Below are 14,912 nucleotides of genomic sequence, written 5' to 3'. Positions count from 1 at the left end.
CCCACCTTTTCGACGTCATAATCCGCCCCCACTCCCCCAACTGGGCACCCGTTAACGCACGACGCCGGCACTCAAGCGAGTGCCGACGTCGTGATCGGTGGGGGTGCTTTGTGCCTAGTTGGCGTAGAACGGGTAGTCCGTGTAGCCCTCGGCGCCTTCGGCGTAGAACGTGGCCGCGTTTGGCTCGTTGAGCGGAAGGCCCTCGCGCCAGCGACGGGCGAGGTCTGGGTTGGCGATGGCGGGCCGTCCAACAACCACACCATCCGCGAGGCCGTCTGCCACCAGGGCGATTGCCTCTTCACGGGTGGTGATTTCGCTGAAGCCGGTGTTCACCAGGAACGTTCCGTTGAAGCGCTCACGCAGATCCTGGACCAGGGAACCCTTGGGATCATGGTGCAGGATGCTGAGGTAGGCAAGGTTCAACGGGGCGATGGTGTCCACCAGGACCTCGTAGGTGGCGCGAACATCTGCGGCATCGGTTTCGGCAATGCCCTGCACGTTGTGCTCCGGGGAGATACGGATGCCTACGCGGTTCGCACCGAGGGCTTCCACCACGGCGTTGACGGTCTCGATGACGAAGCGCGCACGGTTCTCGGGCGATCCCCCGTAGGAGTCCGTGCGGACGTTCGAGTTCGGGGCGAGGAATTCATGAAGGAGGTAACCGTTGGCGGAGTGGAGTTCTACGCCGTCGAATCCGGCCTCAATCGCGTTGCGGGAAGCGGTGACGATTTCCTGGATGACTCCGGGCAGTTCGTCGGTACGGAGTTCGCGGGGCGCCGGGAAGGCCTGCTTGCCCTTGGGTGTACGGACCTCGCCTTCGATTGCTACGGCGCTCGGGCCAACGATCTCGTGGCCGCCCGTGATGTCCGCGTGCGAAACACGGCCGCCGTGCATGATCTGCGCGAAGATCCTGCCACCCTCAGCGTGGACGGCGTCGGTGACCTTCTTCCAGCCGGAAACCTGTTCCTCGGTGACCAAACCCGGCTGTCCGGTGTAGGACTGGCCGGCAGGCGCCGGGTAGGTACCCTCACTAACGATCAGGCCCAGCGAAGCCCGCTGGCGGTAATGCTCGGCAATCAGATCGTTCGGAACACCGTTCAGCCCGGCACGCAAACGGGTCAATGGCGCCATGACCAAACGGTTGGGAAGTTCAAGCTCACCGAGTGCCAAGGGGGAAAACAGCATGCGCAGTTCCTTTCAGAATGAATGAGGTTCATCCTGCCTAACTGTGCGGCGTCTGCAACTATTCCGCGATGAGGGGCAGATCACATCAAACATGCAGGAAGCAGCGGTCACACCGCTGCTTTCCTACCCGCGCTGTTACTTCGCCAGCTCCCGCATTGCCTCGTCGAAGCATTCGCAGAGCGCAAGCACGGCCACCAAGTGGGCCTCCTCGGCATGCGGCGGGTCCGTATTGATGTTGATCGCTTCGCTGACAGCTTGTCCCAGCTCTTTGGAATCCCTGCCCGTTAGGGCCCAGACCTTGGCGCCGGCAGACTTGGCCGCAGCTGCGGCATCGCGGAGGTCATCGGTGATTCCCTTGGCAGCCAGGAGCACCACGATGTCCCCCCGTTTGACCAGTGTGGGAATCTGGTCCCTGATGGTCTCCCCGGCTTCCTTGTTGGCAACTATGGCCTTGAAGGAGCCGGGGCCGCCACCGTGATCGTGTGCAGCATCGTGGGCGGTGAGTTCGGAGGCAAAGCGTTGTGCCTCGTGGGCCGAACCATCGCTTCCGGCGGCGAACACTTTGCCTCCACGGAGCCTGGCCCTGGCCAGTTCCTCGCCCCATTCAGCAAGCCTCGACGACTCACGCCGCAGAGCTGCAACGGCCGGGCCGATCTCGCCCAAGTGGCCCAACACCACGTCCACCGCATGCCTGTTTTGCTTTGCGTCCGATGAGCGCACCGTTTGTCCTGTTCGCCTTACCACGATGCTCACTTCCCCGCCTCCGTCTCTCCCTTGAAACTATGCGTTCCTATCGCCGTCCCGTAAAGACCCATCGCGCCCCGAATCCTGGCGCACGGTGCTGTCACGGTGGGAGCGGTCGCGCGTCAGGCGATGTCCGTCGTGTTCAACATCCACGTCACGGTTGCGGGCGGAGTCGTTGGAACGGCTGGGGTCGGAGTCGTCGGAACGGGTGTTGGCGTCAGGATCGAGCTTTTCGGCATGGCGAAGGTGTTCCTCGACGCGTCCACTGGCTTCCTTCGCCTTGGTGGAGTGCCGTTCAGCCTCCCGGCGCAGACGGTTGGCTTCGGCTTCGGCCTGGACGGCAGCAGCCTCAGCTTGGGCGGACTGGGCTTTCGCCTGGTGTGCGCCTACAGCTTCCTGGTCGGCCTTTTCCCGCAACTCAACCGCACGACGGCGGTTCGCTTCAGTCTTTTTCCGGCGCCCAACCACCACCGCGATGATCACCGCGGCTATGACGATGACGGCCACTACGATAATCAGAACCAATTGCCCGGTATCCATGTGGATTGCCTCCTTGGTGAACGGCTTTCTTGGGCGCCGCTCCTGGCCCACGCTGTGACTGTGCCTCATCAGGCGGGTGATATCCCCGGTGTACCCGTCCGGAGTCGCTGCTAAACACCGTGCCCGCCGCCTGTTCCTAAGCGGGCAATTCCATGCGGAACCCGCAGGCGCACTGCAGCACGCGGGTTTCCAGATAGACATCCATCAGAGGGTCACCTTCGTCTTCGGTGGTGATGGGGGTGTAGATGCTCCGGGCGGACGACGTGGCGAAGGCCATGGGCTCCCCGCAGTGAACGTATTCGGCCCCTGCCCTCAGCAACCCCGTCAGGCCCTCCTGTACATAGGGGGTGTCTTCCGGAACCGGCGAATTCTGTATGATCGACAACTGCTCACTCCTCGGTCTTCACTGCCCGACAGATGTTTGTACCTCCCACCATATTAACACTATTTATCAGGCTGCTTACTAATATTTGGACACAAGTGAGCATCGCTGCAGCGCCGACTGCCGCCGTCGTCGTTTTATTACTTAGCTGCCCGTGGCCTCGGGATGCTCCCGCGCGCGCTTCTCTTCCGGCGATTCGCCGCTATCGTCGGGGATGAAGGTGGGGTCCACTTCCGTCGAGAAATCGCCCGTCCCCGGGTCGCTGTCGTGACTCTCGACGTCGGCTGGTACAGCCTGCTTTGGAGGACCGGCGGGTGCGCCGCCCGGCTCGCTCGGTTCCTGGCTCATAGCTTCAATCTAGGACCGGCAACCAAGGGTGTCGAGGCCGCCGGCGACCTTGTGCCCTGCTTGCATCTCTGATTCGCTGGAGAGGTCTCCTGCAGAGCGGGACACCTCCAGCCAAGAGCAGGGAGAGCGACTATGAAGGCAGTGACGTGGCAAGGCAGGCGCTCACTGAGCGTCATTGAAGTTCCCGATCCAACCATCCAGGAACCCACGGACGTGATCGTCAGAATCACCTCCACAGCTATTTGCGGTTCGGACCTGCATCTGTACGAAATCCTGGGTCCGTTCATGCACAAGGGCGATGTCATCGGGCACGAACCCATGGGCGTCGTGGAAGAAGTAGGCCCGGAAGTGCATCGACTGAAGAAGGGCGATCGGGTGGTGGTCCCCTTCAATATCTCCTGTGGACGCTGCTACATGTGCAACCAGGGCCTGCAGTCCCAGTGCGAAACCACGCAGGTAAAGGAGAAAGGTTCCGGCGCGGCCCTCTTTGGGTACTCGGAACTGTACGGCTCGGTTCCCGGCGGCCAGGCCCAATATCTGCGTGTTCCCTTCGGCGATTACGGGCCCGTCAAGATCGATTCCGATCTTCCGGACGAACGGTACCTCTTCCTTTCGGACATCCTCCCCACCGCGTGGCAGGCGGTGGAATACGCAAACGTCCCCGAAGGCGGAACCTTAGCCGTCCTGGGACTGGGGCCGGTGGGCCAGTTCGCTTCGAGGATCGGCAAGCACAAGGGCTTCCGTGTCATCGGCGTGGACCCCGTTCCGGAACGAAGGGCAATGGCAGAAGCCCACGGTGTGGAAACCATGGACTACGGCCCGGATGTTGCCGCGCAGATCCGTGAACAGACATTGGGTCGCGGACCCGACTCGGTGGTTGACGCCGTCGGCATGGAAGCCCATGGCTCCCCCGTGGCATCCTTCCTCCACAAGGCAGTCTCCCTCTTGCCGGACAAGCCCGCCCAGGTCGCGATGGAGACCATGAGCGTTGACCGGCTCGCGGCACTCCACACTGCGGTGGACCTGGTACGCCGCGGCGGAACCATCTCCCTGAGCGGCGTCTACGGGGGCCAGGCTGATCCAATGCCCATGTTGACGATGTTCGACAAGCAGATCCAGCTCCGCATGGGCCAGTGCAACGTGCGCAGGTGGACCGATCAGCTCCTGCCCCTGGTTGAGGACGACGCCGATCCGCTGGGCGTCATGCACCTGGTGACCCATACCGGCGGGCTTGAGGACGCGCCCGGCCTGTACGAGAAGTTCCAGAAGAAGCAGGACGGCTGCATCAAAGTGGTGCTGAAGCCCTGATCCAGGCACGCCCGTGCAGTTGCGCAGATATTCAGCAAACTTACAGAATTGCTAGCTAGCCTAGCGATCGTCAGCGTTCGCCTATCCGAAAGGGGCCCTCATGGGACTCGGAGACAAGATCAGCAACAAGGCCCAGGAAGTCACCGGCAAGGCAAAGGAAGCCTTGGGTGACGCCACCAACAACGAGAAACTGCAGGCAGAAGGCGCTGCCGACCAGGCCGAAGCCAAAGCAAAGCAGGCCGGCGAACACGTCAAGGATGCAGCCAAGGACGTCTTCGACAAGTAAGCCTCCCAGCACCAAACGAACACAGCGCAACGCCCCGGCTCCCGCCAAGGGAACCGGGGCGTTTGCCTGCACCCAGTTGGGCGGACAGCTCCGGAACCTACTTTTGCGCCGGGAGCACGTACCCGCCCGACTTGTCCGTGGACAAGGCGAGGGACGAGATGTACCGGGGTTCGCCGTCGGGCCCGTCCTGGGCAGAGCGGAGCATGTCCGGACGTTCAAACTCAATGCCCGTGACGTGGCACAGGAGCTTTTCGTTGCTCGGGTTTCCGTCGGCGTCGAACATCGGCAGGTCGATTCCATCGTCCTGGCGGCGGAGGTAGTACCGGCCGCGAGTTGCGATGGCGAGGACCGGCGGCATGATCAGTGCGATGACGACGGCGAAGATCGGCGAGTACGGCTGCACCGCCGCGCCAAATGCTCCGAAGAACACGGCGATGGAGACCCCTGCAGAGACCAGCATGGAAACGAAGCCCACGGGGTTCACGGCGTAGAGCATGCCGCGGCGGAATTCCGGAACCTTCGGGGAAATCTTCAGCAGGTACTTGTTGATGGCGATGTCCGAGGCCACCGTCACAACCCAGGCCATGGCGCAGTTGGCGTAGAAGCCAAGGATGGTGTTGAGGAAGTCGAACATGTTCGACTCCATGAGGATCAGCGCGATCACCAGGTTGACCACCACGAACACCATCCGGCCGGGGTAGGTCTTGGTGATGCGGGTGAACGAGTTGGTCCAGGCGAGCGAACCGGAGTAGGCGTTGGTGACGTTGATCTTGATCTGCGAAATGACCACCAGCACCACGGCCAGGGTCATGGCCAGCCAGGCCGGCATCATCTCCTGGTACACACCCAGGAACTGGTGGACCGGCTCATTGGCGTGGACGGAGGCTGACGGATCAAGGGTGGCGATGAGGTAGATGGCGATGAAGAGCCCGACGATCTGCTTGATCGCACCGAACAGCACCCAGCCGGGACCGGCCAGGATCACCGCGCGCCACCAAGCACCCTTGTTCTCGGCGGTCTTGGGCGGCATGAAGCGGAGATAGTCGATCTGTTCGGCGATCTGTGCCATCAGGGAGAGGCAGACACCCGCAGCCAGCATCACCGAGGCAAGGTTCGGTCCACCGTTACCGGATTCACCCGTGTAGGCGAAGAAGGAATCGATGCTTTCGGGGTGGGAGATCACCAGGTAGCCAACGGGGACCACCATCAGCAGCAGCCACAAAGGTGTGGTCCATACCTGGAGTGTAGCGAGCGTCTTCATCCCGTAGATCACCAGCGGAATGATGATGATGGTGGACGCCGCGTAACCCAACCACTGGGGAACACCGAGGCCAAGTTCAAGGCCTTGGGCCATGATGGAGCCTTCAAGGGCGAAGAAGATGAACGTGAACGTCGCGAAGATGACGTTGGTGACGATCGAGCCGTAGTAGCCGAAACCGGAACCCCGGGTAATGAGGTCGAGGTCTATGTTGTACCGGGCGGCGTAGTAGGCCAGCGGGAAACCCGTGGCAAAAATGATGACGGCCGCTACCACGATGCCAAGGATGGCATTGACAGTGCCGTAAGCGATGCCGATGTTCGCGCCGATGGAGAAATCGGCGAGGTAGGCAATGCCGCCGAGGGCACTGGTTGCCACTACGCCGGCACTCCACTTCCGATAGGACCGCGGGGCGAACCTGAGGGTGTAATCCTCGAGGCTCTCCTTCGCGGCACTCAATGCGTCGGCGTTGCCTTGAGGCGATGCGCCTGCGCCGCCGATTCCGACGGCGCTGCTTGCCGCCGTCGCCGGCTCCAGTATTGCGGTACTCGTCTTGTCGTCGCTCATGCGTGGTCGCTTTCGTCCGGGGAGGGTGCTACGTCCACGACGCTAGTCACGCGGCGCGTCAATCCAGTCACAACGATGTTTCGCAGCTGTAACTTCTGCATCACCCGTACCGCGCCTTCCGTACTAAAAAGGCGGTTCACCCTTTGTACGCACCCCACAAAACAGCCCCCCACCTGCGCGGATACCGTCGAGGACATGACCACTGCACCTCATGACGTTGCCCGCTACGCCATCCTCGAAACCGCCCGCGAACAGGTGCTGGGACGTGGTGAGGGCCTGAATGAAGGCCAGCTGATCGAGATTCTCCGGCTCCCGGACCACGCCATCCCCGCTGCCCTGCAGCTGGCCCATGAGGTGCGGCTCAAGCACTGCGGCGAAGACGTGGAGGTGGAGGGCATCATCTCCATCAAGACCGGCGGATGCCCGGAGGACTGTCATTTCTGCAGCCAGTCCGGCCTCTTTGATTCCCCCGTCCGCGGGGTATGGCTGGACATCCCGGAGCTGGTCAAGGCAGCCAAGGAAACCGCGGCTACCGGAGCTACCGAGTTCTGCATTGTCGCAGCCGTCCGAGGCCCGGACATCAAGCTCATGAACCAGATCAAATTCGCAATCGAGCGAATCAACGAGGAAGTGGACATCAACATTGCCTGTTCGTTGGGCATGCTCACCCGGCACCAGGTGGACCAGCTCAAAGAATGGGGCGTCCACCGCTACAACCACAATTTGGAGACGGCCCGCAGCTACTTCCCCGAGGTAGTGACCACGCACAGCTACGAGGAACGCCTGGAAACCTGTTCCATGGTCAAGGCTGCCGGCATGGAGCTTTGCTGCGGCGCCCTGATCGGCATGGGCGAATCCCTGGAGCAGCGTGCCGAACTCGCCGCCCAGCTTGCGGCGTTGGAGCCGCACGAAGTCCCGCTGAACTTCCTCAACCCCCGCCCCGGCACCCCGCTCGAGAACCAGGGACTGATGGACGGAAAGGATGCCCTCCGCGCCATCGCGGCGTTTCGGCTTGCGATGCCCCGCACGGTCCTGCGCTACGCCGGCGGCCGTGAACTTACCCTCGGCGATCTAGGCACGCGTGAAGGACTGCTCGGAGGTATCAACGCGGTGATCGTGGGGAACTACCTCACCACCCTTGGCCGCCCGGCAACAGCGGACCTGAACCTCCTGGTGGAGCTCAACATGCCCATCAAGGAACTGCAAAAGACGCTGTGACCGGCGAGGAGTCCCGCTGCGGGTACTGCGGTGGCACCGTGGAAAGCGGCGTGGCCGCCAAAGGTGACAGTCCGACGTCGGACTCGCACCGAAGCTGCCAACAGCAGCTGGCGATGGAGCCGCCAAGGTACTGCCCCTCCTGCGGCCGGCGCATGAAAGTCCAGGTAACTCCGCGGGACTGGACGGCCGCGTGCTCACGGCACGGGAGCCTCCAGGGATAGGCGCGTAGGCTGGATCCATGGGCCAGAGCCGCGATCTCCTGACTGCGGAGCAGCGAAGCAGGAACATGTCCAGGATCCGCGGCAAGGACACCAAGCCCGAACTCCTGGTTCGGAAGCTCCTGCATGCCAAGGGCTACCGCTACCGGCTGCACGGCCAGAACGGAGCGGCCAAGCTGCCTGGCCGCCCCGACCTGGTGTTCGCCGGCCGCCGCAAGGTCATTTTTGTCAATGGCTGCTTCTGGCATTTCCACGACTGCAAGGCGGGCCTCCACGCACCGGCGGCCAACGCCGAGTTCTGGGAAGCCAAGCGCACACGTACCCGCGAGCGCGATTCCTTGCAGCGCGAGCAGCTGAGCGCATCAGGTTGGGAAACATTAACCGTTTGGGAGTGCGAACTCAAAGATCGTTCCGTCCTCGAGGATCGGCTGGTGGCGTTCCTGGAGGGCTTTTAGCGCGGACGTTCTACGGTGTGGAGGACGCACTGGATTCTGCCGAATGGCCCACGGACGACTGCGCAGCTTGCTGCCACAAGGCAAAAGCCGACGTGCCTCCAATGCCCAGCAGAACGGCCAGGCAAAAGACGATGATGACCAACAGCCCCGCGGAGGGCCGAACGCCGCCGTCCATGGTTGGAACCTCTCCTGTTACCACGCTGGAATCCCCCTGATCCGCGAACATTCAACCGGTCATTATTACTGTCAGGTAACCCGATCAAGACTTCCTCTGAGTCCGCTCAAGATTGCATCAAGCTTTGGTTTTGCGGCACCTCCGAAGTTCCCCGCGCCCTACTGTTGAATCGTGAATCTGTTGTTTGGAGACGGGAGGAGTTTGGTGTCCGAGTATGACGAGTGCACTGACTCGCTGGTGGATCCCGCCGCCCTCTCCGAACTCCGGGCTGAACTGGGTGGAGACGAGTCAATCGTCAGCAATTTTGTCCGGAACTATGTGGCCATGCTGCCGTGGAGGGTCGCGCGGCTGCACCACGCACTGGACAATCTGGACATCGAAGACGCCATGGATGCGGTTTTGAGCTTGAAGACATCCAGCCACATGGTGGGAGCCATCTGCCTCCGCAGGTTGGCTACGGAGTTGGAGCTCAGCATGAAGCTCCTGCCGAATGGTGATCACCTTGGTGAGCTGAGCCCGCTGGTTGATGAGATCGATGCCTTTGTCTTTGGCACAATCTGCCAGCTCGAAGCGCCACTTCCGTAAAAATCTTCAGCAAAGTAAAGAAAACCATTGACCCGCTAAAAATCTTCACTATAGTTGTGTGAGTTAGCTCACCAACGAAGGATGCGGCAATGACCACCGAGACACCGGCTCCGCCAGCCACCAGCGAACTGCTGGCGACTGTAGGGAACAAGGTGCGCACCATGCGCAAGGCAAAGGGCATGACCCTGGCCCAACTCTCGGAGATCACCGGCCTCAGCCAGGCAATCGTCAGCCAGATCGAACGCGGCATGGCCAATCCTTCCTTCACCACACTGGCCCAACTGGCCCACGGCCTGGACATCCCCGTAGGGAGGTTCTTCATTGGACAGGACGAGTCAAAGTCCCCCGTGGTCCGCAGGTCCGAACGTCGCAACCTAAAAAACGTCACCCGGGAATCCGTGGGCGAGGCAGTACACGAACTGCTGACCCCCAACCGGGACGGAAGCATCGAAGCGCAATGGATCAGCACGCCCCCAGGGCACGACACCAGCGCAACCCCCTTTACCCACAGCGGTGAAGAGTTCTGCTACATCATCTCCGGCCGTAAGGACGTCTATCTGGACGGCGTCTGCTACAGCCTTGAAGAGGGCGACTCCATCACCTACTCCTCCGAAATTCCCCACTGGTACAAGAACAGCTACGAAGAGGTATGCGTAGCCATCTGGGTCAACGCACCACACGCGTGGTAACGCAGCCGCTCCCGAGCGGCCCTGGCGTTTTCCCTTAACTGTCCGGACACGATCCCCGTGGCCGCTGACACTCCTTGCCACTTTCGCATCAGACGCCTCCTCCAACGGGCGTTCCTGCGTCATACCCTTTCACGCCCTCCCGGGCGTCAGCGTAAGGAAACCTCCATGCTCGAAATCCAAACGGACAACGCCGTCCCCGCATCACGAACCAACCACCCATCCGCCGCCAAGAACGCGAAGTTCTCCCCGGAGGTCCGCAAAGGCCTTCTGGGCCTGGGCCTCGGAAACGCCCTTGAGTGGTACGACTGGATGGTCTTCGGACTCCTGTCTGCCTTCATCGGACCCAACTTCTTCCCCAGCACCGAACCGCTGTCCGCGACGCTGAATGCCCTGGCCGTCTTCGCCGTCGGATTCGCTTTCCGGCCCTTGGGCGGCATCCTCCTCGGGACCCTCGCGGACCGCATCGGCCGGCGCCGGGTCATGCTCCTGTCCATCATGCTGATGGCAGGAACCACACTGGTCATTGCAATCACTCCCAGCTACGCCACCATCGGCGCGTGGTCCGGCATCATCCTCCTGGTGTGCCGCGTACTCCAAGGCATCTCGACAGGCATCGAGGCACCGCTTTCAACGTCGCACGCCGTCGAGTTGGCCCCGGAAGGCCGAGAAGGCTACGTCGCGGGCATCATGTCCTTCTACGTCAACATCGGCATCCTGATGGCCTCCCTCGTCAGCTTCCTGTGCAGCCTGGTGATCGGCGGCGCAGCAATGGGCGAGTGGGGCTGGCGGGTTCCGTTCATCATCGGCGCCCTCTTTGGCTTCGTGGTTCTGTTCCTTCGCCGTTCCCTCCCGGAGACGCTCAAGGAAGAGGAAATGGCCACCAACACTCCCCGTGCGGTGTGGAAGGGCGTTGGCAAGCACTGGCTGTCCGTCCTGGCCATCGTCTTCGTGGTGGGCGCGGCCCAGGCCTACAACTACGCCTGGAACGTCGGTCTTCCCACGGCAGCCCGCAGCGGCTTCAAAGAAGACCCCACTGCGGTCTTCGCCCTCACAACCGCCCTCGCCGTCGTCCTGGTGGTGGGCAGCTGGGTCATCGGCAAATTGTCGGACGGCAAGGCCATGTCCCGCTGGTTCCTGGTGACCCGTGTCCTGGCTATTCCTTCGGTATTCCTCATGCTGCTCTACGTACAGCCGGGCATCGGCGGCTTCGCAGCGGTCCTCCTGGGCGGCTCGATTGTCCTGGTGCTCAACATGACCCTGTACAACGTGGTCAGCTCCTCCCTGATGCCCAAGAACATCCGCGGCACCGGCGTCGCACTGGGCTACGGCATTGGCGTAGCAGTCTTCGGCGGCACCGCCTCCTACCTCCTGGTCTGGTTCCAATCCCTGAACCTCACCTGGATCTTCCCGGTCTACGTGGCCGTACTGTCCATTCTCAGCATCGTTTTCTACATCGCCGCACGCCGCTCCAACGGCATCTTCGTCGGCAAGTAAGGACCTCACCATGAACTCCCTCGAACTTTCCACCACGACGGCGGACCTCACCGCCCCGGTCATCTCCCGTTCCGATGTACTCGTCGTAGGCGGCGGCCCCGCTGGTGTGGCCGCTGCCGTCACGGCAGCCCGTTCCGGTGCCAAGGTCACCTTGCTGGAGCGTTATTCATCCCTGGGCGGCCTGGCCTCCGGCGGCATGGTCCTGGTGCTCGATGACATGATCAACGGCCAGGAAATCACTGTCACCGGCATTGTGTCCGAGTACGTGGAGCGCCTCCAGAAGCTGGGCCTGGCCGTCGTCCCGCCGGCCGATGACCGCAAGACCTCCGAGGAACTGTGGAACAAGTGGGGCCGCTTCGGCACCTTCGACTTCCACTCCCACACCAACCCCAAGCCCATCTGCTACGCCGCAGCCTTCGATCCCGACGGCTGGAAGCGCGTCTCCAACGATCTCGTCCGTGAAGCCGGCGTGGACCTCCGCCTGCACTCCTGGTTTTCCCGCCCCATCGTGGACCACGGCCTGATCAAGGGCGTCATCTGCGAAACCAAGTCCGGTCCGCAAGCATTCATGGCCAACGTCGTCATTGACACCACCGGTGACATTGACGTCGCTTCCCGCGCAGGCGCCAGCTACGCCAAGGACAACTACCTCACCACCCTCGTCTTCCGCCTCGGCAACGTGGACACCGATGCCGCCGAGGCCTTCGAACAGGCCAACCCGAAGGAAGCCCGCGCCATCAACCGCAAGATCAAGCGCATCCTCGGCGGAGCTTGGGAATTGTGGTGGCTCAAGACCCCCATTGAGGGCGTGGTGTGGTGCAACGCCCCGCACATGACGGGCTTCGACGGCGTCGATCCCGCCGATATGACTGCTGCTGAATTCGCGGCCCGCGACAAGATCTCCGAAGCCGTGGACTACGTCCGTGCCCACCTGCCCGGCTTCGAGAAGTGCTACATGCTGGACGTCGCCTCCCAGATGGGCGTCCGGCAGACCCGCCTCCTGCAGGGCGAATACGTCATGACCAAGGACGACGTCACCCAGCGCCGCCACTTCGCCGACACCGTGGCCCGCGGCCGCGACTACTACTACCCCTACCGCTCGCTCCTGCCCAAGGAAGTGGACCAGCTGCTCGTGGCCGGCCGCCACTACTCCGCCACCCCCGAGGCCCAGAAGATGTCCCGCGAGATCCCGCCTTGCATGGCCATGGGCCAGGCAGTGGGCGTCGCGGCAGCCCTCGCTGTCGAAAACAACATCCTGGTCCGCGACGTGTCCGCTCTTGAAATCCAGGCGGGCATGCGCCGGCACGGCGCCGACCCGGGCGACGTCCCGTCGTCGAACGCCACCATCGACGCAGACGCTGTGGTGCCGGCATGAGCCTCATGACAGCGGAAGCGACAGAAAGCACGACGGCGGCCCAAGCCGCCGCGGCTCCGACACCAACGCCCCTCCCGCTGGAGGGCATCAAGATCGTGGACTTCACCCAGGTGTTCATGGGCCCCTCCTGCACCCAAATGTTGGGCGATTACGGCGCGGACATCATCAAGGTTGAACGTCCCGGAGCAGGCGACATCTCGCGCAATTCCTTCCCGGACCAGGACGGCCAGGACAACCCGATCTTCCTGTCCATCAACCGAAACAAGCGCAGCGTCTCCGTTGACACCCGCACCGAGGAAGGCCGCGAAGTCCTCCATCGCCTCATGGCCGACGCCGACGTCGTGGTCAGCAACTTCCGCTCCGGCGTCATGGAACGCATGGGCTTCGGCTACGAGGACCTGAAGGCGAAGAACCCCGGCATCATCTGGGCCTCCGGCACCGGTTTCGGACCCGTTGGACCCTACTCGCACAAGGGCGGGCAGGACGCGATCGCCCAGGCCTACTCGGGAGTGATGTGGCGGCGCGAGTCCGAGGACACCAAACCGGCGATCTACCCCACCACCCTGTGCGACTACATCACGGGCATGCACCTCATGCAGGGCATCCTGCTCGCGCTGCGCACCCGGGACACCTCCGGGGTGGGCCAAAAAGTGGAAGTCACCATGTACGACTCCATGCTGCACCTCCAAATGCAGGAAGCGTGCATGCAGCTCAACCGCGGCTACGAGGTCAACTGGGGTGCCATGCCGCTCTCCGGTGTCTTCGAAACCACCGACGGCGCCGTGTGCATGGTGGGTGGGTTCACGCCCGATCCCCTGGCCCGGATCTCCGACGCCCTGGACCTCGACGAAGACCTCACCGAACGGCCCGGCTTTGCAACCCTGGAGCAGCAGTTCAAGAACAAGCCCGCCCTCCAGGCCATCTTCCGTGAACACTTCGCTACCAACACCACCGCCTACTGGACGGCGAAACTGGAGGAACAGGGGCTGCTGAACGCTCCCGTTCACACCTTGGAGCAGGCCCTGGCAGACGCGCAGACTGAAGCGAACGGCATGATCGTGGAGGCCGAACACCCCTCGGTGGGCACCGTGAAGATGCTGAACGCACCCATCCGGCTCTCGGCAACCCCGCCGTTGATCCGTCGCACGGCACCCCGCCTGGGTGAGCACAATGTGGAGGTCCTGCTGGAGAACGGCTTCGATCAGGAAACCATCGAACGCCTGCAGCAGCTGGGGGTCCTCCGATGAGCGTTGTCGCAGAAAGGGTTGACGAGGTCACCCTGGACATCACCGGCGGCGTGGCAACGGTGACCATCGATCGCCAGCACGTGCTGAACGCCGTGGATGGCACCACCCATGCTCAGCTCAACGGGATCTGGTCCCAGCTGGAAAGTGACCCGACTGTGCGGGCAGTGGTGGTCACCGGAGCCGGCCCCCGCGCCTTCTGCGTCGGCGCCGACATGTCCGCCGACGCCGTGGACAAAACCGGCCTGGAGTACTGGGCCGGCCTGGATCCCAACGGCTTCGGCGGACTGAGCCTCCGCACCACCCTGGACGTCCCTGTCATTGCCCGCGTCAACGGCTACGCCCTGGGCGGCGGCATGGAAATCGTCCTCGGCGCGGACATCGTAGTGGCGGCTTCGAGTGCCAAGTTCGGCTTGACCGAACCGCGCGTTGGGCGGTTGGCGCTCGACGGCGGCATCCACCAGTTGGTGCGCAGGGTCCCGTACACCCAGGCCATGGGGATGTTGTTGACCGGACGCAAAGCCGATGCCGCAGAGATGCAGTCCATGGGCTTGGTCAACGAGGTAGTTCCGGCCGAAGAACTCGATGCTGCCGTACAACGCTGGGTCGACCAGATCCTGGCGTGCGCCCCCACCTCTGTCCGGGCTGTCAAGCAGATGGTTACACAGACCGCGCACCTCACGGCCAAGGAAGCCCGCGGCCTCAGGCTGCCGGCACTGATGGCGGCACTGGACAGTGAAGACTCCGCAGAAGGAGTCCGCGCCTTCCAGGAAAAGCGTCAACCGGTGTGGCCGGGACGCTAGGACGCTAAACGCCACCTGCACACGCCCTCCCACTCCGC

General features: G+C 62.8%; 17 protein-coding genes. 10 read left to right on the top strand and 7 right to left on the bottom strand.

Going from position 1 to position 14,912, the window contains the following annotated elements:
* Window positions 1-114: 114 nt before the first annotated feature.
* The 5 genes from ACIPY2_RS08485 to ACIPY2_RS08465 form a co-directional block, all read right to left on the bottom strand.
* Window positions 115-1,185: an alkene reductase gene (locus ACIPY2_RS08485; RefSeq protein WP_400265934.1), complete on the bottom strand. Its 1,071-nt coding sequence runs from the start codon at window positions 1,183-1,185 to the stop codon at window positions 115-117.
* 135 nt (window positions 1,186-1,320) lie between these two features.
* Window positions 1,321-1,938 carry an SIS domain-containing protein gene (locus tag ACIPY2_RS08480; protein ID WP_400265933.1) on the bottom strand — a complete coding sequence of 206 codons (618 nt, stop codon included), beginning with the start codon at window positions 1,936-1,938 and terminating at the stop codon, window positions 1,321-1,323.
* 27 nt (window positions 1,939-1,965) lie between these two features.
* Entirely contained in the window at window positions 1,966-2,469 is a 504-nt protein-coding gene (locus ACIPY2_RS08475; protein ID WP_400265932.1) for a hypothetical protein, read from the bottom strand.
* 136 nt (window positions 2,470-2,605) lie between these two features.
* Window positions 2,606-2,854, bottom strand: coding sequence for a hypothetical protein (locus ACIPY2_RS08470; RefSeq protein WP_400265931.1), 249 nt, complete (start codon window positions 2,852-2,854; stop codon window positions 2,606-2,608).
* A gap of 141 nt (window positions 2,855-2,995) precedes the next feature.
* On the bottom strand, window positions 2,996-3,199 hold the full coding sequence (locus tag ACIPY2_RS08465) for a hypothetical protein (protein WP_400265930.1): 204 nt from the start codon (window positions 3,197-3,199) through the stop codon (window positions 2,996-2,998).
* Between the two features lie 132 nt (window positions 3,200-3,331).
* On the opposite strand from ACIPY2_RS08465, the gene ACIPY2_RS08460 reads away from it, so the two are divergent.
* Window positions 3,332-4,507, top strand: coding sequence for a zinc-dependent alcohol dehydrogenase (locus tag ACIPY2_RS08460; protein WP_400265929.1), 1,176 nt, complete (start codon window positions 3,332-3,334; stop codon window positions 4,505-4,507).
* A 100-nt stretch (window positions 4,508-4,607) separates the two neighbouring features.
* Window positions 4,608-4,793: a CsbD family protein gene (locus ACIPY2_RS08455; protein ID WP_400265928.1), complete on the top strand. Its 186-nt coding sequence runs from the start codon at window positions 4,608-4,610 to the stop codon at window positions 4,791-4,793.
* A gap of 97 nt (window positions 4,794-4,890) precedes the next feature.
* Here ACIPY2_RS08455 and ACIPY2_RS08450 read toward each other — a convergent pair whose 3' ends face one another.
* On the bottom strand, window positions 4,891-6,618 hold the full coding sequence (locus ACIPY2_RS08450; RefSeq protein WP_400265927.1) for a purine-cytosine permease family protein: 1,728 nt from the start codon (window positions 6,616-6,618) through the stop codon (window positions 4,891-4,893).
* 195 nt (window positions 6,619-6,813) lie between these two features.
* Here ACIPY2_RS08450 and bioB point away from each other — a divergent pair, with 195 nt between their 5' ends.
* Entirely contained in the window at window positions 6,814-7,836 is a 1,023-nt protein-coding gene (gene bioB, locus ACIPY2_RS08445) for a biotin synthase BioB (protein ID WP_400265926.1), read from the top strand.
* 238 nt (window positions 7,837-8,074) lie between these two features.
* Window positions 8,075-8,509, top strand: coding sequence for a very short patch repair endonuclease (locus ACIPY2_RS08440; protein ID WP_400265925.1), 435 nt, complete (start codon window positions 8,075-8,077; stop codon window positions 8,507-8,509).
* Window positions 8,510-8,519: 10 nt separating this feature from the next.
* Here ACIPY2_RS08440 and ACIPY2_RS08435 read toward each other — a convergent pair whose 3' ends face one another.
* Window positions 8,520-8,708: a hypothetical protein gene (locus ACIPY2_RS08435; RefSeq protein ID WP_400265924.1), complete on the bottom strand. Its 189-nt coding sequence runs from the start codon at window positions 8,706-8,708 to the stop codon at window positions 8,520-8,522.
* A 180-nt stretch (window positions 8,709-8,888) separates the two neighbouring features.
* On the opposite strand from ACIPY2_RS08435, the gene ACIPY2_RS08430 reads away from it, so the two are divergent.
* From ACIPY2_RS08430 to ACIPY2_RS08405, 6 genes are all read left to right on the top strand, one after another.
* Window positions 8,889-9,269, top strand: a complete 381-nt coding sequence (locus ACIPY2_RS08430; RefSeq protein WP_400265923.1) for an Hpt domain-containing protein — start codon at window positions 8,889-8,891, stop codon at window positions 9,267-9,269.
* Between the two features lie 89 nt (window positions 9,270-9,358).
* Complete coding sequence (locus tag ACIPY2_RS08425) at window positions 9,359-9,958, top strand: helix-turn-helix domain-containing protein (protein WP_400265922.1); 600 nt, start codon at window positions 9,359-9,361, stop codon at window positions 9,956-9,958.
* A 165-nt stretch (window positions 9,959-10,123) separates the two neighbouring features.
* Window positions 10,124-11,452, top strand: coding sequence for an MFS transporter (locus ACIPY2_RS08420; protein ID WP_400265921.1), 1,329 nt, complete (start codon window positions 10,124-10,126; stop codon window positions 11,450-11,452).
* Between the two features lie 10 nt (window positions 11,453-11,462).
* Window positions 11,463-12,827: an FAD-dependent oxidoreductase gene (locus ACIPY2_RS08415; RefSeq protein WP_400265920.1), complete on the top strand. Its 1,365-nt coding sequence runs from the start codon at window positions 11,463-11,465 to the stop codon at window positions 12,825-12,827.
* A 5-nt stretch (window positions 12,828-12,832) separates the two neighbouring features.
* The gene (locus ACIPY2_RS08410; protein WP_400266214.1) at window positions 12,833-14,074 is read left to right on the top strand and encodes a CaiB/BaiF CoA transferase family protein; all 1,242 of its coding nucleotides are present in this window, start codon (window positions 12,833-12,835) and stop codon (window positions 14,072-14,074) included.
* Window positions 14,071-14,874 (top strand): enoyl-CoA hydratase-related protein, encoded by an 804-nt coding sequence (locus ACIPY2_RS08405; RefSeq protein ID WP_400265919.1) that lies wholly within the window; start codon window positions 14,071-14,073, stop codon window positions 14,872-14,874. The genes ACIPY2_RS08410 and ACIPY2_RS08405 overlap by 4 nt, the downstream gene beginning before the upstream one ends.
* Window positions 14,875-14,912 lie beyond the last annotated feature (38 nt).

Origin of the sequence: Paenarthrobacter sp. NPDC089675 (genome assembly GCF_044749185.1) — a bacterium.
In the GTDB taxonomy this organism is placed as follows: domain Bacteria; phylum Actinomycetota; class Actinomycetes; order Actinomycetales; family Micrococcaceae; genus Arthrobacter.
Note: the sequence above shows the minus strand (reverse complement) of the source record. Positions and strands in the feature narration are given on the sequence as shown.